This window comes from Streptomyces sp. NPDC031445, from assembly GCF_055581365.1.
On sequence record NZ_JBVIJO010000021.1, the window covers coordinates 37,398 to 64,142 of the forward strand.

The 26,745-nt window shown below is 68.6% G+C and carries 20 protein-coding genes and 4 pseudogenes; 13 read left to right on the plus strand and 11 right to left on the minus strand.

The features are described 5' to 3' along the window. Positions 1-509: 509 nt before the first annotated feature. On the minus strand, positions 510-1,310 hold the full coding sequence (locus ACZ5DC_RS37370; RefSeq protein WP_468660393.1) for an enoyl-CoA hydratase/isomerase family protein: 801 nt from the start codon (positions 1,308-1,310) through the stop codon (positions 510-512). A 334-nt stretch (positions 1,311-1,644) separates the two neighbouring features. Between ACZ5DC_RS37370 and ACZ5DC_RS37375 the strand changes: the two genes are divergently transcribed. From ACZ5DC_RS37375 to ACZ5DC_RS37385, 3 genes are all read left to right on the plus strand, one after another. Next, positions 1,645-2,202, plus strand: a complete 558-nt coding sequence (locus ACZ5DC_RS37375; RefSeq protein WP_468660478.1) for a dihydrofolate reductase family protein — start codon at positions 1,645-1,647, stop codon at positions 2,200-2,202. 197 nt (positions 2,203-2,399) lie between these two features. Further along, a complete protein-coding gene (locus tag ACZ5DC_RS37380; protein ID WP_468660395.1) occupies positions 2,400-2,912 on the plus strand; it encodes a cupin domain-containing protein in 513 nt (170 codons plus the stop codon). An 825-nt stretch (positions 2,913-3,737) separates the two neighbouring features. After that, complete coding sequence (locus ACZ5DC_RS37385; RefSeq protein ID WP_468660397.1) at positions 3,738-4,589, plus strand: methyltransferase domain-containing protein; 852 nt, start codon at positions 3,738-3,740, stop codon at positions 4,587-4,589. 81 nt (positions 4,590-4,670) lie between these two features. Here the strand turns inward: ACZ5DC_RS37385 and ACZ5DC_RS37390 are convergent. Next, a pseudogene (locus ACZ5DC_RS37390) lies at positions 4,671-4,981 on the minus strand (PIG-L deacetylase family protein); the annotation flags it as partial. 197 nt (positions 4,982-5,178) lie between these two features. Here ACZ5DC_RS37390 and ACZ5DC_RS37395 point away from each other — a divergent pair. Both ACZ5DC_RS37395 and ACZ5DC_RS37400 read left to right on the plus strand, forming a co-directional pair. Beyond that, entirely contained in the window at positions 5,179-5,772 is a 594-nt protein-coding gene (locus tag ACZ5DC_RS37395) for a DUF1700 domain-containing protein (protein ID WP_468660399.1), read from the plus strand. Positions 5,773-6,032: 260 nt separating this feature from the next. Continuing rightward, on the plus strand, positions 6,033-6,182 hold the full coding sequence (locus ACZ5DC_RS37400) for a hypothetical protein (RefSeq protein ID WP_468660401.1): 150 nt from the start codon (positions 6,033-6,035) through the stop codon (positions 6,180-6,182). A 1,474-nt stretch (positions 6,183-7,656) separates the two neighbouring features. Here ACZ5DC_RS37400 and ACZ5DC_RS37405 read toward each other — a convergent pair. Next, on the minus strand, positions 7,657-9,123 hold the full coding sequence (locus ACZ5DC_RS37405) for an MFS transporter (RefSeq protein WP_468660403.1): 1,467 nt from the start codon (positions 9,121-9,123) through the stop codon (positions 7,657-7,659). Positions 9,124-9,474: 351 nt separating this feature from the next. Here ACZ5DC_RS37405 and ACZ5DC_RS37410 point away from each other — a divergent pair. The 3 genes and pseudogenes from ACZ5DC_RS37410 to ACZ5DC_RS37420 form a co-directional block, all read left to right on the plus strand. Further along, positions 9,475-9,624 (plus strand): annotated as a pseudogene (locus ACZ5DC_RS37410) (IS5/IS1182 family transposase); the annotation flags it as partial. Further along, on the plus strand, positions 9,616-10,170 hold the full coding sequence (locus ACZ5DC_RS37415; RefSeq protein ID WP_468660480.1) for a hypothetical protein: 555 nt from the start codon (positions 9,616-9,618) through the stop codon (positions 10,168-10,170). The pseudogene ACZ5DC_RS37410 and the gene ACZ5DC_RS37415, both read left to right, overlap by 9 nt. 7 nt (positions 10,171-10,177) lie before the next feature. Beyond that, the gene (locus ACZ5DC_RS37420; protein ID WP_468660408.1) at positions 10,178-10,504 is read left to right on the plus strand and encodes a hypothetical protein; all 327 of its coding nucleotides are present in this window, start codon (positions 10,178-10,180) and stop codon (positions 10,502-10,504) included. Between the two features lie 460 nt (positions 10,505-10,964). Here ACZ5DC_RS37420 and ACZ5DC_RS37425 read toward each other — a convergent pair whose 3' ends face one another. The 3 genes and pseudogenes from ACZ5DC_RS37425 to ACZ5DC_RS37435 form a co-directional block, all read right to left on the minus strand. After that, on the minus strand, positions 10,965-12,209 hold the full coding sequence (locus ACZ5DC_RS37425; RefSeq protein ID WP_468660411.1) for a hypothetical protein: 1,245 nt from the start codon (positions 12,207-12,209) through the stop codon (positions 10,965-10,967). After that, a complete protein-coding gene (locus ACZ5DC_RS37430) occupies positions 12,206-13,306 on the minus strand; it encodes a HesA/MoeB/ThiF family protein (protein ID WP_468660413.1) in 1,101 nt (366 codons plus the stop codon). The genes ACZ5DC_RS37425 and ACZ5DC_RS37430 overlap by 4 nt, the downstream gene beginning before the upstream one ends. Before the next feature lie 662 nt (positions 13,307-13,968). After that, positions 13,969-14,264: pseudogene (locus ACZ5DC_RS37435) on the minus strand (transposase); the annotation flags it as partial. A gap of 124 nt (positions 14,265-14,388) precedes the next feature. Between ACZ5DC_RS37435 and ACZ5DC_RS37440 the strand changes: the two are divergent. Further along, entirely contained in the window at positions 14,389-15,087 is a 699-nt protein-coding gene (locus ACZ5DC_RS37440; protein ID WP_468660415.1) for an alpha/beta hydrolase, read from the plus strand. Between the two features lie 1,039 nt (positions 15,088-16,126). Further along, complete coding sequence (locus ACZ5DC_RS37445) at positions 16,127-16,726, plus strand: DUF6058 family natural product biosynthesis protein (protein WP_468660417.1); 600 nt, start codon at positions 16,127-16,129, stop codon at positions 16,724-16,726. Positions 16,727-17,067: 341 nt separating this feature from the next. Here the strand turns inward: ACZ5DC_RS37445 and ACZ5DC_RS37450 are convergent, their stop codons facing one another. From ACZ5DC_RS37450 to ACZ5DC_RS37470, 5 genes and pseudogenes are all read right to left on the minus strand, one after another. Continuing rightward, on the minus strand, positions 17,068-17,742 hold the full coding sequence (locus ACZ5DC_RS37450) for an alpha/beta fold hydrolase (RefSeq protein WP_468660419.1): 675 nt from the start codon (positions 17,740-17,742) through the stop codon (positions 17,068-17,070). Between the two features lie 1,570 nt (positions 17,743-19,312). Beyond that, positions 19,313-19,780 (minus strand): signal peptidase II, encoded by a 468-nt coding sequence (locus ACZ5DC_RS37455; protein ID WP_468660482.1) that lies wholly within the window; start codon positions 19,778-19,780, stop codon positions 19,313-19,315. Between the two features lie 136 nt (positions 19,781-19,916). Continuing rightward, positions 19,917-20,120: pseudogene (locus ACZ5DC_RS37460) on the minus strand (transposase); the annotation flags it as partial. Positions 20,121-20,135: 15 nt separating this feature from the next. Further along, complete coding sequence (locus ACZ5DC_RS37465; RefSeq protein ID WP_468660421.1) at positions 20,136-20,873, minus strand: IS630 family transposase; 738 nt, start codon at positions 20,871-20,873, stop codon at positions 20,136-20,138. Between the two features lie 416 nt (positions 20,874-21,289). Beyond that, positions 21,290-22,351: a LacI family DNA-binding transcriptional regulator gene (locus ACZ5DC_RS37470; protein ID WP_468660423.1), complete on the minus strand. Its 1,062-nt coding sequence runs from the start codon at positions 22,349-22,351 to the stop codon at positions 21,290-21,292. 155 nt (positions 22,352-22,506) lie between these two features. On the opposite strand from ACZ5DC_RS37470, the gene ACZ5DC_RS37475 reads away from it, so the two are divergent. The 3 genes from ACZ5DC_RS37475 to ACZ5DC_RS37485 all read left to right on the plus strand — a co-directional run bounded on the left by ACZ5DC_RS37475 (position 22,507) and on the right by ACZ5DC_RS37485 (position 26,745). Then, positions 22,507-24,327, plus strand: a complete 1,821-nt coding sequence (locus ACZ5DC_RS37475; RefSeq protein WP_468660425.1) for a glycoside hydrolase family 2 protein — start codon at positions 22,507-22,509, stop codon at positions 24,325-24,327. Between the two features lie 134 nt (positions 24,328-24,461). Continuing rightward, positions 24,462-25,805, plus strand: coding sequence for an ABC transporter substrate-binding protein (locus tag ACZ5DC_RS37480; protein WP_468660427.1), 1,344 nt, complete (start codon positions 24,462-24,464; stop codon positions 25,803-25,805). A 34-nt stretch (positions 25,806-25,839) separates the two neighbouring features. Further along, on the plus strand, positions 25,840-26,745 hold the full coding sequence (locus ACZ5DC_RS37485; RefSeq protein WP_468660429.1) for a carbohydrate ABC transporter permease: 906 nt from the start codon (positions 25,840-25,842) through the stop codon (positions 26,743-26,745).

Consider the following 26,745-nt stretch of genomic DNA (forward strand, 5'->3'; position numbering starts at 1 on the left):
AGTTGCGGGGGCACGACCCGGCGACGGTCACGATCGTCAGCGAGGACCCGGCCGTTCCCGCTCCGTACCACGCTCCCGACGTCGTCGACTTCTACCTCCGGCCGTACGACTCCGACGTCCCGTGGGAGAACAGGCTGACGCTGCGATCGAGCCGCAACAGCCGTATGTACGAACCCGGGGTGTACATCAACCGGATCTCCCCCACGCCCCTGCTGACGATCGTCGGCCGTGACGACACCATGACGCCGACCGACAGGGCACTCGCCGCGTACGAGCGCGCGCTGGAGCCCAAGCGGCTGGAACTGATCCCGGGCGGACACTTCTCGCCGTACCTGGAGGAGTTCGACGCGGCCAGCTGCGCGGCCGTCGACTGGTTCGTACGGCACCTGTCCTGTGAGGGTGCGACCACCGGCTGGGACGGCCGGGACGCCGCGCAGAGGCCCACCGGGCGTCCGGTGGTCCTCTGTCGCGTCACGAACGGGGGAGCAGTGGTGCGTGCCGGCGGACGGTCACAGCCCGGCGACGTGGTCGCCGAGGTCGTATTCGACGTCGCCACGTTGCTGCAGGCCCCGCTGGAGCAGCCGGCCGATCCTGTCGTGCGCCTCCGGCCAGGTCAGCGAGGCGCGGAAGGTGTCCTGGCCAGCCGTCAGGTCCGCTTCGGACGGCAGGGTGGACCGGTTGATCAGGGTCTTCACCTCGGAGAGCGGGCGGCGGTCGAAGGACGCGATCCGGGTGGCGAGGCGGTCCACGTAGGCGTCCAGTTCGGCGTCGGGCAGCGCCCGGTTGATCCAGCCGTACCGCTCCGCCGTCTCGGCGTCGAAGTCGTCGGCGCCTGCGATGATCTCCAGTGCGCGTCCCCGTCCGACCAGCAGGGGCAGCCGTTCCGGGGCCCCGCCCCCGGGTGTGACACCCACTCCCACCTCGGGCTGTCCCAGCACGGCGTTCTCCCTGGCGGCGAAGCGCATGTCACACGCCAGGGTGAACTCGTTGCCCACCCCGCGCGCCCGGCCGCGGATGGAGGCGATGCTGATGACGCGGGACCGGGCCATGCGTCCCGCGACCTCCAGCCAGGTGGGGCCCGCGTACGGCTCACTGCGCGGGAGCATGTCGAAATGAGCGAGGAAGAAGTCGGGGTCCGCGCTGTCGAAGACGACGACCTTGAGGTCGTCGTCCGCCTCCATGCGATCGAGGAGATCCCCCAGCGCGGCGAAGAGTTCGAAGGTGACCAGGTTGACCGGGGGGCTGTCGAACGTCACGCGCCAGTAGGAGGACGAACGCGGAGTCACCCGGAACGGCAGGGAAGTGCTCATGAAACGTATCATAAGCATCTTTCTCGTGTTTTTATCCGCTCAGGGTGTGAAGTCGAACAATTCGACGTGCCGGTCCCGGGGCCCGTGGGGAGCGGTGCTCTCCACCCATCGCCGCGTCAAGGTGTGACGGACGTCAACTCGAGGGTGACTTGTAGGAGTCGCCGCGGTGGTCCACATTTCGTGGGGGCAGGCCAACTTCCACACCGGTACGAATCTCACCGGGACGGTGTACCCACCCCGGCCATCGATACAGCCATAAGGTCCCCGACGTGGCCGGCCAGCCGGCCCGCCCCGACCGGGGCGGGCAGAGAACCCCTGTATTCGTCGTGGAGGAATCACGCGCAAGGTCGTCTCGGGTCTGTTCGTCTCGCTCGACGGTGTGGCCCAGTCGCCCAACGAGTGGCAGTTCGCGTTCGACGAGGAGATGGGCGCGGCGCTGGCCGGCACGCTGGAGACGGCCGACACGATCCTGCTGGGCGGGGTGACGTTCACCGAGTGGGCCGGGTACTGGCCGACGGTCACCAGCGGTGAGGACGCCGGTTTCGCGAAGTGGATCAACGAGTCGCCCAAGTGCGTCGTCTCCTCCTCGCTGGACAGCGTCGAGGACTGGGCGAACAGCACGCTGATCAGGGGCGACCTCGCGTCCGCCGTCAACGACCTCAAGCCGGGCGACGGCACGGAGATCACCGTCGCGGGCAGTTCCACGCTGGTGCGTTCGCTCCTGGAACTCGACCTGCTCGATGAGCTCGTGCTGCTGACCCACCCGGTGGTGGCCGGCGAGGGCCGCAAGAAGTTGTTCACCGACGACGCCCCGATGAAGAGGCTCCAGTCGGTCGGGGCCCGGCCCACGAGCAGCGGAGTGATCATCGCGACGTACCGCCCGGCACGCTGAACCTTCGCGTGGCACCGGGCGTCGACAAGCCTCCCGGACCGGCGGCACCTCGTGGCAAGGCGACACATCGGCGTGAGAACACATACTTGACATGGCAAGGAAATGTGCGTTTCGATGCTGGGCACCGGCCGCCGCGACTGCCCCGCCGTTGCCCGGCGCGGAGGCGGCCGGCGTCGCACTGACCATCGGAGCAACCCATGAGCTTTCTGCTGCACGAAGTGGCACCCGACGACCCGATGTGGAACAGGCGCGGCGCGCTCTACGTCCCGTCCGGTGAAGGTCCGACCGTGTGGGGCGCGGACGACGTCTACACGGTCAAGGCCACCGGCGCGCAGACCAACGGGAACCTCGGCTTCATCGAGGCGACCGTTCCGGCCGGCGGCGGCCCGATCCCGCACGCGCACACGAAGGAGGACGAGACCTTCTACGTGCTGGACGGGCAACTGGAGTTCATCGACGGCGACCACGTCTTCACCGCCGTGGCGGGCGACTTCATCCACGTACCGAAGGGCATACGGCACGGATTCAGGAACACGGGCGTGCACGCCGCCAGGCTGCTGTTCATCTACACGCCGCCCGGCCTGGAACAGCTCATGCTGGACCACAGCACGCCCGCGCGCCCGGGGGAGACGCCGCCGCCCCTCGACGAGGACATGGCCGCGCGCGCCGAGCAGGTGATCGAGCGGTCCGGCACCATCATGCTGCCGTGACCGCAGCGGTATCTCCGTGAACCGAGTGATGGACGGTCAGTCCGTTGAGCACTGGCCGGAAGGCAACTCCGGGGTGTTTCTCCACGCACCCGGGGCGAGTCTCCTCCCGGCACCGCAAGGCCCGACTGTGAGATGCGCGGGACGAACAGTGGCTCTGCAACCAGGCATGGAGACCGGCCACGCTCCGCGACGACATCCACCACGCGTTCGTCACCCTCGGAACCATCAGCAGGCTCCGCAACGACCACCGCGCGTGGATCACGTCGAGGTCGATGTCGATGCCATAGCCGGAGATGACGTCGTCGAGGTGCTCCTCCTGTCGAGCGTGAAGGCGGCGAGGTCGTGCAGGCCGGAACGCGGGCCTCGGCGACCTGGCGGTCACACGGCTTTCCACGCGCCCGGCTACCTTGACCGCAAAATTCGCCACGAATTAGGTCCAGCTCCGGCCCCACCTGATCGAGGGCTGCCTCACCGCTACCGGACTCGCCCCCACACCACCGACTCCACCCTGGAAATTTCAGTGACTGCCATCAGGTGACAGGCTCTCAGGCAAGCGCGCCGGTCGAACTTCGAAACCAGCGGGTTCGTGGGATCTGAAGGCCGCCAGTTCGGTAGCCCGCTCCATGGTGAAGCGGTGAGGAAATGCCCGGTCAGTGCGGGCTTGGTGTTGGCATCGACGTCCGCGTCGATCCTCCAGCGGTGTCTGTCCCAGAGGTCGTCCCATCCAGTCGGCCGACGTGACGGTGCTGGGCAGATGTTCCAGATACTTCACTCGGCAAGTACTATGTCGATCAATTGTTCCCTCTCTCGAAGCAGGAAGCGACTATGGACACGACCTCCCCTCTTGCGCACAGCGATGGTTCCCACGGAGCTGAGAAACCGCGGACACCCAGCAATCCGTTTGCACACCTGGACGGTGCTGCTGACGATGCACAGCGCCGCGTTATCCGCTATCTCGATGCCGCAGCGGCTCATCCCGAGATGCAGCGCATGCGGTCCGCGGCATTCGAGATGTTTGCGCCCGCACCGGGTGAGCGGCTGATCGACGTCGGGTGTGGTGCAGGAGAGGTGGCCCGCCAGCTGGCAGCGCGAGTAGGCGCTGCGGGCTCAGTGGCCGCCGTCGACCAGTCCGCCCTGGCCGTCTCGGTCGCCGAATCCAGGCATGACGGCACCTCGGTCGACTACTCGGTCGGTGACATCACGGCTCTCGGCTTTCCCAGCGGCCACTTCGACGGAGTGCGGTGCGAGCGGGTTCTGCAGCACCTGCCCGATCCCGATCTTGCGGTGAAGGAACTGATCCGGGTGACCCGTCCTGGAGGCCGCGTGTGTGTGATCGACACCGACTGGACGTCCTTCGTTTGGGACGGCTTCGACCACATGGCCGATGTCGCGGAGCAATTCCCGTTCCCGCACCCTGCGGCAGGCCGCACCGCCCGTGCCCGCATGGTGAAGGCGGGCCTCGGGGCAACCACCACGCTCCCCGTGACGCTTCGATTCACGGTGCCTGAGGACGCAGCCGCCGTCGTGCCCTTCTTCGACGACGAGGCGCTACGGATCTGCGTCCAGCCGGAGCTGACGGAGCGATTCTTCACCTCGGTCCGTCAGTCGGCCGAGCGTGGGGACTTCCTGTTCGCATTCACCATGTGGATCACCATGGGTCGCGTGGCAGCCGCATGAGAGCAGCTCAGGTGCGGCTCGTCGGCGGCCAGCGAGGCCATGGTGCGCTCCGTGACCGCGTCGTTGACACTGACGGGTGAGTGGGGCGGGGAATCCCGCAACACCCATGAAGCGGACCCCGTCCCAGGGCTCGAGGCCCTGGTCGGTCAGCAGCTCGGGGAAGATCCGGTGGTTGCCCGCGTCGGCTGCGACATCGAGCACTGCCCGTCCGACGATGCGGTGGTGGGGGCTGTTTCACCTGCCGCCGGGAAGCACGTCATGGTGGTTCCATGTGATCAACAACTCCGGGCGGTGCCGGCGGATGGCCGCGGCGATGTCCCGGCGCAGCGCGGATCCGTCCTCGACGCGGCCGTCGGATGGTCGAGGAACTCCAAGACGGCGACGCCGATGGCGGTGCGGGGGCTGCTCCACATCGCGTATGCCGGCCGACTCCTCGGGGGCGGCCGCCCCGCCGTCACTACCGGCTGACCGACGCCGGGCTGGCCGCCCTCTCGGATTTCGCCGGGATCTGGCCCGCTTTCCGCGACGCAGTCGATGACTTCCTCGCTCCCCAACCGCCGTCCCCGATCGAACCGGAGCAGAGTTCACCATGAGCCTCAGCACCTCCCACTCCGTACAGTCCTTCCTTGCCGTTGTCGAGCGTGAGGCGTCGGCGCTTCCGGCCGACCGGCGGCAGGAGCTGCTCGCCGACCTCGCCGAGCACATCGAGGTCGCCCTCTTCGAACGCCCGGGGCAGGAGGAGGCGATCCTGGCCGAGCTCGGCGATCCGCGCACGATCGCGGCTGCCGCCGTGGAGTCCGGCCCCACCGCCCCGCAGAAGCCGCACAGCAAGCGCCCGGGCACGGTCACGGCGCTGCGCGCCCTGCTCTGCGTGCTGTGCGTCATCGTCGTCATAGCCGTGACGGGCCTCGCGGTCGGCTACTACCCGGGCCCGGTCTGGTACCGGGTCCTGACGCTCCTGCCCGCCCTGGCCAGCGCCGCGCACGTCTTCTTCCTCCGGCCCGGGCGCGGCGTCCTGCGCATCACCTTGACGGTGACCACCGGGCTCTACTTGCTCGTGCAGGCGGTCAACGTCGCGCAAGGAGCGCCGGGAGCCGTGATCGGCGTGCTCCTGGCCGCGGCCGTGCTGGTCCTTCTCGGCATGCGCAGCACCCGAGCCTGGTTCACGGGAACCGCCTCGTAGGTGCACTGCACCTGGTGAACCGACCGTCTGCGAGCAGGCGGGCGAGCCCGGGGTGCGGACGGCCGTGCCGCCGTGGTGACGAGGCTGCCGGGGGCGCAGGCGGCAGGAAGCGACCGACGACGGTCGGTGCACCGCTGGGTCGGGAATGATCGGAGCATGACTGATGACCCCCCGCCGGCCCGGACTCCGCGTCGGCTCCGCGTGGCCAGGACGAGCTGCGCGCACCGGCCGCGCCGCGCCGGCTCAGCGTGGACGACCACATGTTCACCGCACCGGAGTTGCCGGGAACGTTCCGGCTGCAGTTGTTCACCGCGGAGGGGACGCGCCCGGTCGCGGTGGCGACCCAGGTCTCCCGCGCGGAGGGGGTGAGCCTGATGAATGGGGTCGAGAAGTTCGCGGGCGCGGTGTAGGAGCGGCGCGGCCCCATCCAGGACCAGCCGCCGATATGGGTGGAGGGCCGGCTCCGGCCGCAGGGCTCCTTCGAGGAGACCCGCTTCCAGCGGGTGGAGTTCGCCGGCGCTGACCGATTCCGGCCGCGGAACCCGAAGTGGTCGGAGATCACCCACGAGCAGGTGCGGCATCTGGTCGGCGTGCCGGTCGCCGCAAACCGTGATGCGCGGCATTCTTCGCAACGATTACCACGCGCAGATCGCGTCGAGGTCGACCTCGGTGTCGTGGTCGGCGGGGTCGATTCCGGCGAAGGCGCGGCTGACGGTGAGAGCCTGGGCCAGAGGGCACATTGACGGCCGAGGGCCGACGCAGTTGCCGGCCGCCCGATCGCCGGTCCCGCCGGAGAACTCGGCCGCGGTCCGGCACTGGGGCAAACCGCGACGGGCGCGACGGGGCGGCACCGCCCGGATACGAGCCACCCAGGATCCGGCTGTCGCACCGCTGCCGACGTGCGGTACATGTCCTCCGCCGAACCTGATGACCTCTCGAGGCGGGCTCAATCAGCCGCGGGATGGCTCCTCGACCGGACCAGGCAGGGAAAGCCTCCGTACCGTTTCCGGACAGGATCCATCACAGGGCTTCGTACGCTTGCCCACCGGCGTCTGAAAATGAGGTGGACGCCGTCGGGTACTGCCGTCATGGCCGTTACCCGACAACTCGCCCGGATCCCGGCGGAGTATCTCGCCGCCCGCCGCCCGCCGCCAGTTCGCCGACGCGTCACCGGACGGTGTTACTGGCCGGGGTGGACGGCCTGGACGCCGGTGCCCGCGTATGCCTTGGGGGTCAGGGCGAGCAGAAACCGGCCGCTCGGATGGGCGGGGGAGGGGCGGGCGGCGTGGATGGCGTGGACGGTGGCCCAGGAGTGTCCGAAGCGCAGCAGTTCGGTGGCGGTGGCCGCGGCGTCGGTGTCGAACGCCTCGATCCGGATGAACCGCAGCCCCTTGATGTAGGAGAGCGGGCCCGGCCGCTCGGTGTCGCCGGCCGTCAGGGACAGGACCGGCGCGTACAGGTCACCGAGTCCGCCGGAGGCCTGGACGTAGAACGCGGCGACCGCCTCGTTGAACGGTCCTTCGGGTCGTACAGCTTCTCGGGCATGGTCTCCCGACAGGCAGGTATCGCATGCTCACAGGGCTCGCGAGAGCCCCGGGCGAGACCGGCCGAGCGGACGGGCCACCGAAACCACTCGCTCGCTCGCCTGCTCCTGTGGCGCTGGCCGGCGCAGTGCCAGATCGGCCGCCCGCTCGGTTTCAGCGTCCCAGTCCGCCTCGCCCAGCAGCCGCTGCGTCCCGACCGGATGGGCCTCACCGGTGCGTTCCACCAGCGACCAGCCGTTCTTACGCCAGGGCCCGACTGACGCACCCCAAGATCAACGGATACCAGGACACGCGATCACACCTGACCCTCTAACTGTGATTGCAGTACTGATGCCTATGCCTACTTCCCTGCCAAGTCCACCGGCAGTGTGGCTACTTCGCCGTCGCCGTCGCCCAACGGCGAGGCGTGCGGCACCGGACTGACGGATGCCCGCGCAGGCGGGATGAGTGCCACACAGATCAGGCTCGTGACCGCAGCCCCGATCCCCACCAGGAACGCAGTGCGCAGCCCCGCTTCCGAGGGCAGCGATGCGGGGCCGACGTGAAGGGTGGCGTGCGCCAGGATCACCGCCAGCAACGCAGCGCCCGTGGCACTTCCCATCGAGCGCATCAACGCGTTCACGCCGTTGGCGGAAGCGGTCTCGGTCATCGGGACGGAGTCGCTGATCAGCTTTGCCGCGGCCGCCGTCGAGATACCTGCACCCGCTCCGATGAGGGCCGAAGCGAAGATGATGTCCGCGACGCTGTCCGTGCGCAGCAACACGTGGAGGTAACCCGCCCCAATCAGCACCGCGGCAACAATCATGGCCATCCGGGGCCCGTAGCGACGGATCGTGCGGGCAGCAAGCGGGGTCAGGAGAAGGGCCACCAGACCGTTCGGGACCAGTACCAGCCCTGACTCGACCAAGCTCTGACCAAAGCCGTAACCGGTGGAACGCGGCGCCTGTAGAAGCTGTGGGAAGACGAAGAACATCGCAAAGATCGCGAACCCGGTCGCGATAGTGGCGAGGTTGGCCATGAGCACCGGGCGACGCGCAGTGACCCGCAGATCGACGAGGGGGGCGTCGATGCGCAACTGGTGCCTGGCCCATCCGAGAAGGACAAGGATCGCCATCGCGCCGGATCCTATGGTCCGGGTGCTTCCCCAACCCCACTGCGCCCCATTGACGATCGGCAGCAGCAGGAGAGTCAGCCCCACGGTCAGGCCGATGGTTCCCGTCACGTCGAAATGGCCTCGGGCATGGCCCGGTGACTCCGATACCGCAACGGCGAGCCAGATCGTGCAGAGCAAGCCCAGTCCCGCCGAGCCCACGAACAGTAGGTGCCAGTCGAAGTTCTCCGCGACCACGCCGGCGAGCGGAATGCCCCCTGCGCCACCGAGGCCCAGGGTGGCGCTCATCAACGCCATGGCCCCTCCGACTCGTTCCGGCGGTAGCTGGTCCCTGACGAGCCCGAGGGCCAGGGGTATCACGCCGGCCGCGATGCCCTGAAGAGCCCGGCCGATCACCATGGGCCACAGCGAGCTGGTGCACGCGGAGATGACCGTGCCGGTGATGACTGCGCCCATGATCAGCAGCAGGACACGCCGTTTGCCGTACAGGTCGCCGAGGCGACCACTTACCGGTGTGGTGATCGCGCCGGTCAGGAGCGTGATCGTCACAACCCAGGACGCATTCGTGGGCGAAGTGTCCAGCAGCGCTGGAAGCTTGGGGACGAGGGGGATGGTCAAAGTCTGCAGGACCGTAGCCAGCAAGCTCGTGACCGCGAGGACAGCCACTACGGCCGAAGCGGAACGGGAAGTTTTCATACCAATTTTCCGTCTGCGGGTCCAGTTGGTACCGAACCCGGAGGGGTCTGGAGAAGGAACCCTAATAACAACTCCTTGTTTCGTCAAGCAATTAGGTGGCGCGCGGCGGGTTTGCAGCGAGCGAACTCTCAGGTACCTCCCATGTGCGGGAGTGGGGACGGGCGGCCGCCAGGCCGAGGGCTTGCCGTCGTCGCCTCGGGCCGGCACCGCGTCGTCCGGCGCCTTGCCGCGGCAGGTGGCCACGCAGCACCTACGACTCCCAAGGCAACCTGACCGAGGTCACACCGCCCACCTCGCTCAGGCCGATGGTCGGCTACGCGCGAGGCGGCTCGGTGGACGTCGCAGGACTGCATGTCCGCACGCCGGCAGCCCCCGCTGCTCTTGAACGAGCTTGAGCGGATCGAGCCGCTGCTGCCCAAGAGGGAACGCAGGTTCCGGCATCCGGGCCGGAAGCCGTTGCCGGACCGGCAGGTGTTGCGCGGGATCCTGTACGTGCCGCACCGCTTCGAAAGGCACTGCGCCGGCTTGATCGGTCAGCTGGCCGTCCCGCAGCCTTTCACCGTCGAGGGTGTGGCCGAGGCCGTGGCCCGCAGGCGGGGGCGACCGCTGCGGCTGATTACGCTGCCCCGGGCCGGCGCCGAGGGCTCGGGGATCTGCGGAGCGTGGATCGCCCTCGGCCGAGCCGATCACGCCTACTACTCCGCGGTGACCAGCCCGGTCCACCATGCGCATATCATCCTGCACGAGCTGGCTCACATGCTGCTGGACCACCGGCAGGACGGGAAGCCGGACCACGAGGTCCTGCGGCAGCTCTTCCCCGACCTGGACCCGGCGATGGCCGCTCGATTACTGGCGCGCGACCGCACGCGGACCAGCACGGGCCAGGAGCAGGAGGCCGAACTGCTTGCGTCCCTGATGTGGCAGCACTTCGACACCGTGCCGGCGGTCCTGCCGGGTGCCTCCCGCGAGTCGGCCGACACTCTCTCCCTGGTCATGTGCACGTTCGCCGACGCCTATGAGTGGAGAGGGCCGATTGAGACCGTATGAGATGGCCGTGTTGCCGGTGCTGTGGTTCCTCGCCCTGTACGGCCTGGCTGGATGGCGGTCCGCTCCCCGGCGCAACCGGGTGCTGTCGACGACGTGGACGCTGTCCGCGTCCTCGGTGACCCTGGGGACGCCGGCGGTGCGGCGGGTGGTCGACGCGGTCATCGGCGTCGACAGTGTCACGAACCTGCTGGTGCACCTGCTGGGCTTCGCGGTGATTGCCACCATGCTGGATTTCATCAGGGAGATGACCGGGCGCGCCCGGGGGCGGGCGGCGCGCGTGAACCTGGTCAGCTCGGCCGCCGCCTCGGCAGCCTCACCGCCGCGTTCGCGGTGATGCCGCGCCCGGACGGTGACGTCGACCTGCTGGCCTACGGGCAGGGCTCGCCCGCGTCCTACCTGTACTGGGTCATCCAGACCGGGTATACGGGCTTCGGTGGTCAACGTCAACGCCCACATGAAGGGCGGCCACTTCGTCCACTACGAGAACCCCGAGGGCTTCGTCGCGGACCTGACCGAGACCATCCGCAGGGTGGTGCGCTGAGCCACACGCACTACGTGGGGGCCTGCTGGGGTTCCCCGAGACGCGAGAAGAGGTGACAAGCCCGCCCGTTTTCCCTTCCCCAGTTGGTTGGACAGTTCAACAGGCTGGGGGAACGTGAGGAGCGGGAGAGCGCGTCGGGGCCCGCCGACTTCGGTCGGCGGGCCCCGACGCTTGATGTTCCCGCCCAGAGCGGTGCCGATGGTGGCGCTTGCGCACCACTGGGTCACGGAGCTAGGTGCGGGCTGCGCAGCCGTTACTGCGGCTCGGTCCGGTTTCTTTTGTGGCGTCGGTAGGTGCGCCAGCGGGTGCGGATCCACAGCACCTGGGCACCGCCCAAGAGGAGCAGGACCACGAGTCCGTCGACGCGTTGCACTGCGCTGTTGCCGGGCCCGAGGTGGCGGGCGGCGGTGGCGAGCACGCTGATGTCGGTGGGCGCGGTGACGGCTGCCAGTGCCGCCAGACACAGGATGGTGCCGACGACGAGGACGACGCTGTAGATGCGGACGGCCCCGCGCTGCGCTGCGGGCATGTTCGCACTGGGATCCGCCGGCCTGGGGTGGCGGCGGCCCGGAAGGAGGAGGCGCGCCAGGTAGCAGGCGTAGGCGCGGCCGTCGCCGAAGAGGTCGGGGCACCCTGTGATGTCCTGCAGGACGAAGTACACGTCCGTCCGCATGAAGACCATGGCCTGGAAGGGCAGCGGGATCAGAGCCAGGATCGCCAGGATCGCGAGGGCATGGTGGGCCGGAGACCCGGCTCTGGTCCACGCCATGGCGAGAATTGCGCAGGACGCGACGGTGACGTTGACGGCGATGCCGGCGAGATAGGCGGTGAGCCGGTGGCGGCGCGGGGCCAGCTCGATCCCGCTCATGTCGGTCTGGACGACCAGGAACTGCAGACGGGTCCCGAGCTCGATGCGCGCGGGGACGCCGGCTGCGCGTGCGGTGATCAGGTGTGCTGCCTCATGCAGCAGGAGCAGGGGCCACCCGACACCGAACATCACGAGCAGGACCAGGCTTCCGTACCGGCTCCACACCAAGTCGTGGTAGCTCGGCACCATCTGGGGACGGGCGGCCAGGGCGGCAGCGGCGGAGAGGGCGAGCACGCCTACGGCGACGGGAAGGACAGGGTTGAGCGACCAGGCCGCGTGGCGGGGTGTGAGCCAGGGGAAGGTGGGGCGCCGCGGTTCGGGGGCCGGCACGGGCAGGCCGTCGACCTCAGCCACGAACCCCAACGTGATCAGCTCGCTGACGAAGTCGGCGACGTCCACCTCCTCGCCGCTCTCCTCGGCCACCCCGGCGCGGGTCTCGGCGACGCTGTGGTGCCGGGAGAGCAGTTCCAAGACCCTCATGCCGACAGTGGGGAGGCTGACGAAGTCGCCGGTCGCCAACCGTCCGACGATCACCTCTTCGGCGCCGTCCGGCCGGCTGGCCAGGTCGTGGAGCCGTATCCGGGTGTCGGCGCCGATCACCGGGAGGGCGGCGGTTTCCAGGGGGGTCATCGTGTGGCCCGCTCGGTCGCCACCTCACCGTCGCGATTCGGATCGGGGCGTTGCCGGGTTCCGCAGGCGAGGCAATCGACCCTGCGGGGGAAGCGCTGCAGGACCGTGTCGTCCAGGGCCGCCAGGTTGATCCCGAACCGCAGGCCCGGCTCCATCGGCGGGGCACCTGTGAGCAGTGCGATGGCGCCGTGGGCCATCAGCAGTCCGGACAAGCCGGCCGTGACGGCCATGACGGGATTCCACGGCATGCGTGGCGAGGCCGCCTCCTCCTCCTGGTCGGCCGGCAGTCCCAGGTCCCGGTGTTCGGCTTCGCCGGTCCGCAGGCACTCCCAGCAGGCTCCTCGGCCGGGAACATAGAGGCCGGCGGTCACGTAAGGGCCCCGGTACCCGCCGTCGACCCACGGTGTCCCGGACGCCAGGCAGACCCTATTCGCCCAGCGGCTGATCTCCGGTGGCTGGTCGGCGCACAGGAGGAGCACGTCGTACCGGCAGGGACCCTCTTCCACCAGCGCGGCCAGGTCGGCCACCGCGTTCACCCACCGGCGTTCGCCCGTGATCTCGACGTGCGAGTTGAGGGCCCGGAGGGCCTCAACGGCCCTGTCGAGCTTGGGGCGTCCGATGTCGGCCTCGCGGAACAGGGGCTGGCGGTTGAGGTTGGACAGTTCGACGCCGTCGGGATCGACGCAGTGCAGGTGCCCCACGCCGGAGGCGACCAAGGCCTGGGCGGCGTACCCGCCGGTTCCGCCGACACCGATCAGCAGCACGTGGGCGGCACCGAGCTGTTCCTGCATCTCCCAGGCGCTGCGGCGAGGACTGCGGTCGAGCCACCGCAGCAGAGGGACACCGCGGCCGTAGCGCTCCTGCTCGTCCGCCGACAGCCGGGAGGGCGGGGCGTCCGCATCCTCGAGGTGGCCGGCGGCCTGAAGATCCTCCACCGCCTGAAGGACGTCGGCCTCAGTGATCACCGGATGAGCGGAGGCGACGCGCTCCGCCACCTCGTCGGGTGTGCGTGTGCCGTCCAGTGCCTGAGCGAGGGACCACACCCATCCCTCGGGATCATCAATCTCCACACCGATCCCATAGATCACACTGCCCATCCGTACTGCGCCCGATGTCGTTCGGTATGCGGCATGCTCTGGCTTTATTCTCGGACGCGAGATCACGCGCAATCAACTCCCATATTCGCGGATCCACTTGACACCCCCATAGCTCACATGAAGTACTGACACTACGTCAACCCGGGCAGAGTTCGCGTGTTGGCATCCATCAGGGGAGCTGAAAATGACCAAGATTGTGATCAAGCCGCTCGACAAGAAGCAGACCACCGGTAACAGTGGCCCCAACGGCAACTGACCCGCCACAGAACGCAGCAACTGAGCTCTCGGGCCGTCATTTTCGGCCTCGCAGCGGGGCGCGGAAGGCAAAGCGGGCCGCCGCCGAAGTATTTCTGTGACGGCCCGCGGCGCGGTTTGTAGCAGACTTTGAATTCGGTGGGTCAGAACTCGAACTCGATAAAGCGAACGTGCTGGAGAATTGCGCGCAGACCTTGAGATCGCGTGCGAGCACCTTGACGAACTGCCTGGCGCGCCGTGTAGACGTCCTATTGTCCCGTGCCGACGATACGTCCCGTTCGCCCTGCCCCTCAGAGCTCGTAACACGATCATGGTCGGGCTTTCTTGAGGCGTCTCCAGCAGATGAGGCCGCAGGCCAGGGAGACGAGGGCGTCGTGCAGGTCGAGGCGTCGTTCCCAGCGGACGGCCTCGCCCCTTTTTCAGCCCCGGACGTGGGCGGTGTCCAGGACGACGCGGGTGACGTCGACGAGGCCGGCCTCGTCGAGTCGGTGCAGCACGGCTTCGTGCAGCCGCCCCCAGACGCCGGCTCCCGACCAGATCAGAAACCGGCGGTGGGCGGTCGACTTTTCGATATGCCGAAGCAAGGCAGCAGTTGACGCCAGGCACAGCCGCTGACCAGCATGTAGATAATGGCGGCGAACAGCGTCTCATCAGGCGTGTCCTGCGTTCCGCCGCCCTGCGGCCGCGTCTTCGACGGTGGGATCGCGTGCGCGGTGAGGGAGGGCCGATGACCCGTCGAAGACCGGCCCCGACCCCGAACCCGGCGAAGCTATGCGGTCAGAGCACTAGGCTCACCGGTCTGGTGTCGATCTGAGGAGACGGACGAGTTGGCTGCTGCGGTGCTTGTTCACGGCCTGTATCACCGTCCCGAGCACTTTACGGTGGTGGCGGAAGGATTGCGGACGGACGGAACCGAGGTTGCTGTGCCCGAGCTCCACCGCGGCTCTTTGGCTGCTGACACCGCCGCCGTCCAGGCCGTCGTCGACGCGTTGCCCGAGCCCCCGGTCGTCCTCGGCCACTCCTACGGAGGGTCGGTGATCACGGGGGTCCGCGGAGCGGCACACCTGGTCTACCTGGCAGCGTTCGTGCTGGATGCCGGCGAGAGCGCGGCCCGTCTGGGCGGCGCGTCCCGACAGCTCAAGGACGCCATCGTCACTGAGCCGGATGGCTCGACCACCCTGCACCCCCGCCTGGCCACCGATACCCTCTACGGCGACTGCCCTGAACCGCTCGCAGCGCGGGCGATCGGCCTGCTGCGTACGCAGGCCTCTGGCTGCGGACGAGGAGTCCCCCGGCACCACAGCTGGAAGAAAACTCCCTCTACCTACGTCATCTGCGCACAGGACCGGGCCATCGACCCCGCCCTCCAACGCACCATGGCCTCACGCTGCACCGACGTACGCGAATGGCAGACAGGCCACTCACCGTTCGTGGGGCGGCCTGACCTCATCGTGGAACTCCTGCGAGAACTGCTCCCGGCCCGCATCGCGCCGCGGCGAAACCAGGAAGCCACAAGCACTCGTTGATCACTGTGATCAGGACCGTCGCCTCATATCGGGCCACGAAGTCGCGTGCCTGATCGGCCTTGTCGGGGATGGTGCAGCGGATCCCGCGACAGCGCAGGCAGGCCAGGATCATTCAGCGCGCAAGATCCATTCTCCATCACGACCTCGCGTCGGCCGGTTCGTGCGTCCTGCGGCTCACCGCCTGCGGTCGTCCCCGCGTCCTCGTCCCGCCCCCGCCGCGCCGCCCGGCTCTCCCTCCGGCCCGGCTGCCGACCCGCTCCCACCGTCCGCTTAACTGGCCGTCACGCTCTGCGGGCCCCGCGCCGCGCCTGCACCGGTCGGCCGCCTCAAGCGGTCGTGCGCTGCCCCTGCGCTTGGTGCCCAGAGCCTCCGCCCGCCTGGCCCGCCCAGGCTGCTCCGATGTGTCTGTGCGGCGAGGCTGTGCCGTGCTCCTGGGCCCCACCTCGGATCACTGTGCTGCCCGGGCACCCGTCATGCCGCCTCCTCTGCCCAGCTGCCCGCGCCGCCGCTCGCCGCCCGTCTCCGCCCGGCAGAGCCGCCCCGGGCAGCCTGCCTCAACCGTCTCCGCCGCCGGCCTGACGTCCGGCCGTCCCCCTGCCGCGCCCGCCTCTGCCTCATTCCCCGGTCCTGGGCCGTCGCCGGGTCGTGCCGGCCGTCGGCTGCCTCGGCCGCGCTGCTGCGCCCGGCCGTCGGCCCCGTCTCTGTCCGTGGCCCCGTGCCGGGCGGCGGCGGCTTCCCGCTGTCACCCCGGGCCCCGCCCGCCCTGTCGGCCCCCGGCCTTCCAGGAGCGCCCTGTGGCGAGCACCGCAGACGAGTCCGAGCAGCCCCTTGACCGGATTGGACGGGCCCCCTCCGTTGGTCCCTCCATCACCCCCTCCGCGCCCCGTCGCCAAGGGCCGGGAGTTTCCGCAGGTCAGCCCCGGCGGACAGAGGGCCCTCGCAGGTCCGACACCAGTTCGGTGAGTGCCGAACCGTCCGGCCTGTAGCGTGCGGAGTCCTGTGCGGGAGATGCCCGCGCTGATGACACCGGAGGCCTCCTGTGCCGGAGACGGACCTGAAGCAGCAGCTCGTCGGGCGGTTCCAGGAGGTCAACGGCGACCATCCGATGACCGACGCGGATGACGTGTATGTCAGCGCGCAATTCGTTGCCCTGGAGGAACTGTGCGCGGTCCATGGTCGCGATGTCGATGCGGTCCGTCGGCTGATGCTGGGGCAGCGTCTGCCGCTTCCGGGATATCTGCGCTCCGACGGTGCTGAGATGGTGCCGGCCGACCTGTTCGCTCTCGCCGACGAGGCCGGCGGCGTAGACGTGCTCGAAGCGTGGTTCACCGCTCACTGGGCCGACCCGATCACCGGGAAGGCGGAGTGGAATGCGTATCTCAGCGGACAGTACGTGTGTCTGCACTCGGTGACCCCGGCCACCATTCAGCGCAAGGATTACCTGACGACCGCGATCGGCGCCGCGGCGAACGAGCCGGATGCCGGTTCGGCGCAATGGTCTGAGCGGCTGCACGCTCTGGTCGACGAACTCGACACCCTCGAGCCGGCGTTCACGGCCTATGACCGCCTTCGGTTCGGCGGGCCCACGTCCAGGGACACCTGCATCGACGCCGTGCGCGCCCGCTTCCCGCGCCCGTGACCCGGAGCCGTGGGTAGCGTTCTGCGGATCGGTTGGGTCGTTCATGCCGCGCGGACTTCGGGACGCTCGACGAGGTGGCCGCGTTCGAAGCGGGCCCCGGCGCAAACGAGGGCGATGAGGTGGGGAGCGTTCACAGCCGCTGCACGGACCGGCTTCCGAACCAGGCTCAGCCGGCCGGGCACCCAAGAACCGCACGGACGCCACCGCCACCGTGACTTCGTTCACGTTCAGCAGCAGCGTTTGTCGAGGAGATTCAGCAGCGGTCGACGATCGACGGGCTCGCGAATGTTCGTGGGAAACAGCGACGCTGTGGCGCTGTCAGGGGAACGTCCCGCCGCTGTTCAGGGCAGGTACTCGATCAGCCGGTCGACCAGGTCGACCGGGCGCGACAGCGCAACCAGGTGCCCGCCCGACACCTGGTCGATGTCGATCCCGAGGCGGTCGCGCGTCACTCGGCGCTGGAACTCCAAGGGGAAGAACCGGTCCCCGGCCGCGGCGAGCACGCGTGTGGTCACGTCTGGCCACCGCTCAATGTCACAAGGCTGGCTGAACGCGACGTTGGCCTCAGGCCGCTCGTGCGCCGCGCTGGCAGCAACGATCTCGTCCGGCACGTCGTGAAGAAAGTAGGTGGCCAGGTCGAACTCGGCGGTGTACCCGCCTGCTTCGGCTGCCGCGACGCGGGCCTCCGTCGATCCGGTGTTGTCCCACCATTGTTCAGGCGTCTCGCCAGGCAGGGGGACCATCGCGTTGACCAGCACCAGCAGATCCACTGGCACATGAGCGCAGACCATCGGGGCGGTGAAGCCGCCCATCGAGTGGGCCACCAGCACGACGTCATCATGGTCGCCGATCGAGGAAACCACCGCCTCGGCGTATTCAGGCAACCCGACGCACTCGTCGGCGCCGGGCAGATCGACAGCGACTGCGTCGTGTCCGCCGGCCTGCAACTCGGGCACCACACGATGCCAGTACCAGGCCGCGCCGCCAGCCCCAGGAATCAAGACGAACTTGCTCATCTTTCGCACTCCTCGCTTCGTCCTCAGAGCATGGAGATCGTCGGGACCGCCGAAAGTCATCGGTGACGACGTGCTGGCTTCGATCACTTCTTGCGGTTCTGGCTCGCTTTCCGTGATGCGCGCACACTGAGTGAAGGCTGTCGCTCCGATCAGGCTCCGGGAAGTTGCCTGAAAAGAACCGGGCCGATCTTGGTGTGGTCGACAGCGCGGCGTCGTGGAAGAGACCTCGCCCCGTTCGGAGGGCCTGCTGTTACCGTCCATCGCGGACGTGCCCAGTGGGGGACGTCTTGTGATTTTCCGGCTGCGAGTCCGGCGGTTCTCCTGCCAGGAGACTTCGTGTGCTCGGCGGACGTTCGCTGAGCAGGTGCCGGGACTGACCCGGCGGCACAGCAGGTGGACGGAGCGGTTGCGGTCGGCTCTCGCCGCGGTGGGTGTCGCCCTCGCCGGCCGGGCCGGCGCCCGGACGGCACGAGCCTTTGGGGTGTCCATCAGCCGCAGTGCGGTGTTGCGGCTGCTCGATGCATTGCCCGAACCCGAAGTCCCGGCCCCGCGGGTGGTGGCGGTTGATGAGTGCGCGACACGCAAAGGACGGGTCTACGGCACGGTGCTCGTCGACGTCGAGACCCGTCGGCCAGTGGATTTGCTGCCTGACCGGATTCCTTCGTCCGAGGCAGCCGTATCAGGGAGCCATGCATGGGAACGTGGGGAACCGGCCCGTTCGACAGCGACCTCGCCGCAGAGAGCGGGCGTTCCAGCGAGTCACCGCCTCGGGAGAACGCGTCGATGGCGGAGACGGGGCGAAGCCGCTGCCGCCGGCGCTCTGGTCGCCAGCACCCTCCCGGACAGCCCCATAGTGATCGACCCTGATGACAGCCCCACGGGACCGCTGCCCGAACTGCCGGCCTCGCTTCGCGCGTCGGCGAGACGCGCACTGGACCGGGTTCTCCAGGACGGATCAGAAGGCAGCGCACCGCGCCGGATGTTCACGACTTCGGGCAGCGGCTCGGTGGTGACCGAGGGCGAGCCGTCTGTCGCCGATCCGGGACCCGGGGCAAAGGCGCTGGCTACGGGCGTCGGTGGCAGCCGCCGTCGCGCCGTTGCCGTAGGCCCTCACCCCGCGGACAAGCGCACCCGCTCGGATGAAAACCACCCGATCCCCCCGCGCCGCGGCCCCCACTGCGCCTTACTGCCACTTGGGCCTGGACTCGGACGTCGCGCTAAAGGAGGACTTCGGGCCACGGGACGGCAGACTGCAGTGATCACATCCGAGGGCCGCTTCTACCTCAAGCACGGCAAGCACCCCAAAGAGGTGGAGCAGGAGAAGCAGCGTCTGAGGAACGATCACGCCCAGGCCGCCCTGGCACCCGCTGACAGACCTGAGCTGCCAGTGGCCAGCCCTCCCCGGCCAGCCAGCTGAAGCATGCAGCGCCCCTGCCCGCCACCACCCGAGGAACCCTGGAGCACCCGACCCGCGCGTCGTGCCACGGCCATGCCCGCCGACGAAAAGCAGCCGAACCACCACTGCACACCAGCTCGGACCGGCTCAGCCACTCGAAGCGAAACAGGGAGGTTAGGCGGATTCTTCGCCCGGCACCTTGACGAGTTGCACACCACGCAGGCTGAGCAGCACCAACCCAGCGCACCCGCAGACGAGCGCGATGTCGGCGACGTTACCCACGAACGGGCCGTAGTCGATGAAGTCCACAACATGCCCGCGGCCCAGGCCGGGCTCGCGGAAGAGTCGGTCGCCCAGGTGGGATACCGCACCGCCGAGCAGCGCGCCCAGCACGAGCGCCCAGCTCGCCGAGGCCAGTCGGCGTGCGGTGTAGAGAATGCCGACCACTGCCGCTGCCGTTGCCAGGGTGAACACCCATGTCGCCTCGATGCCTATGGAAAACGCGGCGCCAGGGTTGTACAGCAGCCGGAAGTGGATGAAAGGCGGGATCACGGCGACGCGCTCGCCGTCGGACAGCGCGGAGACCGCCCACAGTTTGGTGAGCTGGTCCGCGAGCAGGACTACCGCCGCCAGTATGAGCATCACGCCGTACAGTCGTCTTGAACCCCGCGCCAACCGCATCATCGTGGCCTCCGTGCGTAGCGATATCCGAACCAGGATTCCCCGAGACTATCGGCCCCTTCGTCATGGCAAGGTGCTCGTCGTGGGTGCGATGATCGGTGCCGTTCAGCGCGAAGTAGCGCAGGGCTGCGAACTCGGATTCGATCCAGATCAGCCAGGATCCGTAGGTCGGCAGCAAGACCGGCTCGACGTCGTTGTCGGCGGCCCAGGCGCGTACCTCGGCGTGCCGGTGCGGGGAGAAGTTGTCGAGCACGATGTAGAGCTTCTCCCCAGGCCAGCGCTCTCGCAGGGCCTTGAGCAGGCCGAGGAACTCGCGTCACCGTTCGCGCTCGCGGATCCGGTAGTGGATCTTGCCCGTGGCCAGGTCGAGGGCGGCGAGCATGTGCATCACCCCGCCGTGACGGTTGTAGGTCGCCCACAGGCGGTGGGGCCTGCCGGCCGGGCGCCAGGCCTTGCCTTTGCGTGGCTGGAGGTTCAGCGGGCCGAACTCATCGACGCATAGCACCCGGCAGTCGGTGGGCTGGGTGTCGTATAAGGCCAGGATCCGGTGCATCTTGGCGATGAAGTCCGGGTCGGTGGAGGCTTTCCAGGTGGTCGTGGTCTGCCAGGAGACCTTGCCCTCGCGCAGGATCCGCCGGAGTGTTTCACGGCTGATGCGGGGGACCACGTGCCGTTCGGTCAGGTGGTCGGCGAGCTTGGCCAGGCTCCAGGTGGCGAAGCCGGTGATGCCCCAGTCGGCGGGGGACGTCCGGGCGATCAGACGGATGTGTTCACGCACCCGCTCACTGATCCTCTTCGGGCGTCCCCCGCTCCATTTCGGGTCCAGGGCGTCGAACCCCCGCTCGTTGAACGCGTCGATCACGTCACGGACGTAGCCCTCGCCGACCTGCATCAGCGAGGTGATGTCCTTGGCCGTCTGGCCCCGGGCGGACATCAGCACCACGATCGCCCGCCGCAGCCGCACCGGATCCTTCGACGTCCGGCTGACCCGTTGCAGCCTGCGGCCCTCCTCCATGCTGACCGGCCGGACGAACACACTCGGTCGACGCCCCACGGCCACCTCCAAGATCGATCACTGGAGATGGTGTGCTGTCCGCCGGACGGCACGTCGATCACTCGGTCAACGATGCGAGACGAGCCACTAGCCCGGCTCCGTGAAGCCCACGGCACGCTCACGGTGCCGCATCCCGGCCCCCGCGCCCGCTGGCGAGCCGCCTACTACCACGCGCTTCATCACGGGCACGTCCCTGACGGCTGCATCCGACTGGCCGTGCTGGTCACGCCAGCCTCCACGACCGACCGGGACGCTGCCCGCAGCCTGCTGCCCGCGGCGAAGAAGCACTTCCGGCGGCTGGCGCACCTCTGGGCCGGCGGCGGTCACACCGGCCACCACACCGACTGGACTGTCCAGCACCTCGGAGTCGCCCTCGACATCGTCCGCCGCAGCGACGACGTTCCCGTCGACCTCGGTCAGCTGGTCGCCGTTCCGCCGGCGTGGGGAGAGAACGGCGTTCGGTCCGTGCCCCCGCTGCTTTCCCGCACCAGCAGCCGGTGCTCCACGATGTGCTCGATCACGTCCCCGGCGGTGGGCTGGTCGATCCGGTCGACCAGGAGTGACAGCGCAGAGGTGGCGATGGCTGCCTTGTCCGGGGCGATCGTGGTGAGGCTGGGCACGCTGAATCGCCCGGCCTCGATGTCGTCGAAGCCGACCACGTCGAGGTCGGCGGGCACCTGGAGGCCCGCCTCGTGCAGGGCGCGCAAAGCTCCCAGCGCCAGGTGGTCGTTGAGACACAGCAGCGCGTCGGGGCGCAGCCCCCGGTCCAGCACTTCGCCGACGGCCCGCGCTCCGTCTTGCCAGTGGAACGCACCGACCGAGACGACCAGCTCCGGTTCGAAGGCAACGCGCGCCGCGTGCAAGGCCTCGCAGTATCCTTTCGTGCGCAGTCGATCGGTGCTCTGTCGTCCTTTGAGGGATCCGCCAAGGACCGCGATACGCCGCCGTCCGCGGGCCAGCAAGTGCTCGGTGGCCTCCCGGGCCGCGCGCACATTGTCGATGCCCACGTGATCGGCCGAGCCGGCCTGATATCGCTCGCCCAGCAGTACGACCGGCAGTCGCGTGTCCCGGGTAGCCAGGTCGCGTGGCAGCAGGGACAGCGGGCTGAGGATCACCCCGTCGGTGAACTGCGCGTCGAATCCGTGCAGCGCGGCCAGTTCCCGGTCGCGCACGCCGCCGGTCTGGTGGATAAGCACAGTCAGACCCCGGCGGTCCGCCGCTGCCATCACATGCTTGGCCAGCTCCGAGAAGTACGCGACATCGAGTTCCGGGACGGCGAGCGTGATCATTCCGGTGCGCCCGCGGCGCAGTTGCCGGCCGGCGATGTTCACCCGGTAGCCCAGCGCGTCGATGGCCTCGCGTACGGCCGTACGGGTCGCCTCGGAGACGTGCTCGTAGTCGTTGATCACATTGGAGACCGTCTTGGGTGAAACGCCCGCATATTCGGCGACATCCTTGATCCGGGGTCTGGCGGCCACGCTCCCCCTCCTTCCCTCCAGCTGGCGCGATCTTATCGGCCTGTCACGAATCGGCTTCGACGCACACCCTCTCGATCCCCGACGCTTTACATCGATGTAACCCACGTGGTGCCATAGCTCCGGATCGCATCGCCCCAGGTATCACAAGGAGCACCATGTCCGTCCCGCACTCGTCGGATCAACCGCGCCCCGAGTACCCCAGGCCGCAGTTCGTCCGTGACGCGTGGCTCAATCTGAACGGAACGTGGCAGTTCGAGATCGATGTCTCTGACACCGGTCTGGAGCGGGGCCTGGCGGAGGGTGATCTGGCGGACTTGATCACTGTGCCGTTTTGCCCAGAGTCCTTGCTGTCGGGAATCCAGAACACGGACTTCCTGGAGGCGGTGTGGTATCGGCGCACGGTGACCGTGCCGGAAGACTGGACCGACGCCCGCGTCCTGCTGCACTTCGGCGCGGTCGACCACGACACCACGGTCTGGGCGAACGGCGTCGAGGTGGCCCGCCACCGCGGCGGTTTCACCCCCTTCACCGCCGACCTCGACGGCATCGCGGAACCCGGCTCCGACGTGACGCTCGTAGTCCGCGCGCGCGACAGCCGGCACGGAGCGCAGGCGCGCGGCAAGCAGGCCACCTGGTACGCCAACTCGCACTGCCACTACACCCGCACCACCGGCATATGGCAGACGGTGTGGATGGAGCCGGTGCCCCGCTCGGTCGCGCTCAAACGGCCGCGCATCACGCCGGATGTTTCCTCCGGCAGCTTCTACCTGGAGCTTCCGCTGACCGCCAATCTCCCCGGCCACCGCGTGCGGGCGGTGCTCAGCGACGAATCCGGAGAGGTGGTGGCCGCCGAGGCGCGTGCCGACCTCGACCTGTGCCCGAGGCTCGTGCTCGCGGTGCCCGAGGACCGTGTGCGGCTCTGGGCGCCCGAAGACCCCCACCTGTACGGGCTGCGCCTGCAGGTGCTGGACGCCGACGGCACCGTGATCGACACCGCCGACTCCTACGCCGGCCTGCGCTCAGTCGCGATCCGAGGCAAGCGGATCCTGATCAACGGGCGCCCGGTCTTCCAGCGCCTCGTGCTGGACCAGGGCTACTGGCCCGACGGCTTGATGACCGCCCCCAGCGACGAGGCCCTGCTGAAGGACATCACACTCGCCATGGATGCCGGGTTCAACGGCGCCCGCCTGCACCAGAAGGTCTTCGAGGAGCGCTACCTCTACCACGCCGACCGCCTGGGCTACCTGGTCTGGGGGGAGTTCGGGGACTGGGGCTGCGAGACCGGGGAGCGGGACAACAACCAGCGCCCGGACGCCAGCTACGTCGCCGAGTGGATGGAGGCACTGGAGCGGGACTACTCGCACCCCTCGATCATCGGCTGGTGCCCGCTCAACGAGACGTACCAGCACCTGCACGACCGCATCACACAGCTCGACGACGTGACCCAGGCGATGTTCCTGGCCACCAAGCAGGCCGACCCCACCCGGCCCGTCGTAGACGCCTCCGGCTACGCGCACCGCGTCCGCGAGACCGACATCTACGACTCTCACTGCTACGAACAGGATCCCGCCGTCTTCGCCAAGACGATGTCCGGCCTCGCTGAAAACCGGCCGTACGTCAACGCGGGACCCGACGGACGGCCCTGGTCGGTGGCGTACCGGGGCCAGCCCTACTTCTGCAGTGAGTTCGGAGGAATCTGGTGGGACCCGCAAGCGGCGCAGGCTTCCGGTGACGAGACGCACGAATCCTGGGGCTATGGCGACCGACCCCGGACGGAAGAGGAATTCCACGACCGCTTCGCAGGCCTGACCGGCGTGCTGCTCGATGACCCGGACATGTTCGGATACTGCTACACCCAGCTCACGGACGTGTTCCAGGAACAGAACGGCCTCTACCGCTTCGATCGCTCCGTGAAGCTCGACATCGAGCGGATCCGCCAGGCGCAGATACGCCCGGCCGCCTACGAGAACAACTGAAACAATCCGTCGGACGCAGACGGCGACCGACGCTCCCTGACAGCAGTTACAACGATGTACACGCAAGGCGGTCCGGTGCGTACACACCACGGAAGAATGTCCGAACCGAACCGCCTGGTGAGGGAAGGAGTCGCATGACCGACCGGCCGGAACCAGAGGAAGGCCGTGGGCTGACGCGCCGCAGGATCCTCACGGCTGCACTCGCCTCGGGAGCGGTGTCCCTGGCCGGCGCCGCACTCAGCAGCTGCGGCTCAGCCCAAGCCTCGGACACCTCGACGGTTCGCCTGTGGGACCTGTTCAGCGGCGCCGATGGCGGACTGCTTAACGACATGGTCAAAGCGGCACGGCCGCACATGCCGGGCACCCGCGTCGAACGCACGGTACTGGAGTGGGGCACGCCCTACTACACCAAGCTGGCCATGGCCTCCGCCGGCGGGCGCGGCCCCGATGTGGCCGTATCCCACATGTCCAGGCTCGCGGGCTACGCCCCCACCGGATTGCTCGACCCGTGGGATATGGACCTGCTGGCCGAGTACGGCGTCAGGAAGAGCGACTTCACCGACGCCGTGTGGTCCCGCACGCAGTTCGAGGGCAAAACGTATGCCGTCCCCCTGGACACTCACCCGTTCATCGTCTTCTACCACCCCGGACCTGCCGCCAAGGCGGGCCTGCTCACGAGCGACGGCACCCTGGACGCCGAGGCATTCTCCTCCCCGGACTCGTTCCTGAAGGCCGGCCGCGAGCTCGCCAAGGCATCGGGCAAACAGGGCATCGCCTTCGGCTACGTCACCGACAGCGCGCAGTGCTGGCGTCTGTTCTACGGCCTGTACCGGCAGACCGGCGGCCGGTTCGGCCTGCCGCAGGGGGGCCCTGCCGAGGTCGACGTGGATCGCATGACCGAGGTCATCGCGTTCATGGTGAAGATCGTTGACGGACGGGTCAACCCGAAGCACCTCGACTACGCTGCCGCGATCGCGTCCTTCGCCAACCGGCAGACGGCGATGATCCTTTCAGGGGAATGGGAACTGGGAACGTTCCGCAGCGCCGACTCCAAGGTGGGAGCGGCGCCCTTCCCGACGGTGTTCGGCACCCCTGCCGTCTACGCCGACTCGCACTCCTTCGTCCTGCCGCACCACCCGGATCCGGACCCGAAGCGGCGCCGGCACACCCACCAGGCAGTGGCAGCCCTGCTCAAGGCCGGCCAGATCTGGGCCACGGCCGGGCACATCCCCGCCTACGGTCCCATCACCCGCACCGACGCCTACGCCGAACTCCAGCCGCAGTCACACTACGCCCAGGCCCAGCAGCATGTCGTCCTCGACCCCTCCGTGTGGTTCGCAGGCGCCGGCTCAGACTTCCAAAACTCCATGTCCCAGACCCTGCAGCAGGCTCTGCTCGACGGCCTCGCACCGGACCGCGCGGCGCGCGCGATGGTACGGCGCCTGAACACCTTCCTGTCCAAGCCCAGCCCGGCCTGACCCGGCCACCACCTTCTGCGCAGGAGGCACGACGATGTCCTCTCCCTCAGCCCCGCCCCGCCCAGGGGCCCTGTCGGTGCGCCGGCTGCTCCCTCCGGGTCTGCTGTTCGCGCTGCCCTTCCTGGTCCTGTTCGCCCTCTTCATGCTGTGGCCCCTGGCCCAGGGCCTGTGGACCAGTCTGACCGACACCTCTTTGTCGGCCCACGAACCCTCCTACGTCGGTCTGGACAACTTCACCGAGGCCCTCGAAGACGCCGAGATGTGGCGCGCCCTCGGGCACACGGTGTGGTTCACCGTCCTGTCCACCATCCCGCTGGTCGCCGTCTCGCTCGGCATGGCCCTGCTCGTGCACACCGGCCTGCCCGGCCAGTGGGTGTGGCGCCTGGCGTTCTTTGCGCCCTACCTGCTGCCCGTGGGCGTGGTGAGCCTGCTGTGGATTTGGCTCTACCAGCCCGACCTGGGCCTCCTCAACCACGTCCTCGCCCTCGTCGGGATGGAGCCGGTCGGCTGGCTCAGCGACGAGTCGGTGACGATGTGGGCAATCGTCCTGACCACCCTGTGGTGGACGGTGGGCTTCAACTTCCTGCTCTATCTCGCTGCCCTGCAGGCCATACCGGACCACCTGTACGAGGCCTCGGCGATCGACGGCGCGGGTGCCTGGCGCCGCCTGTGGTCGATCACTCTTCCTCAGCTCAACCGAATCACGGTGGTCATCACGGTGCTGCAGATCCTGGCCTCGTTGAAGGTCTTCGACCAGGTCTACCTGCTCACCAAGGGCGGCCCCAACGGCTCGACCCGCCCCATCGTCGAGTACGTCTACGACGTCGGGTTCACCGGCTACCGGCTCGGCTACGCCTCCGCGATCAGCTACATCTTCTTCGCACTCGTCCTGCTCGCCTCCGCAGCCCAGTACGCCGCCCTCCGCCGCCGGGAGAAGTGA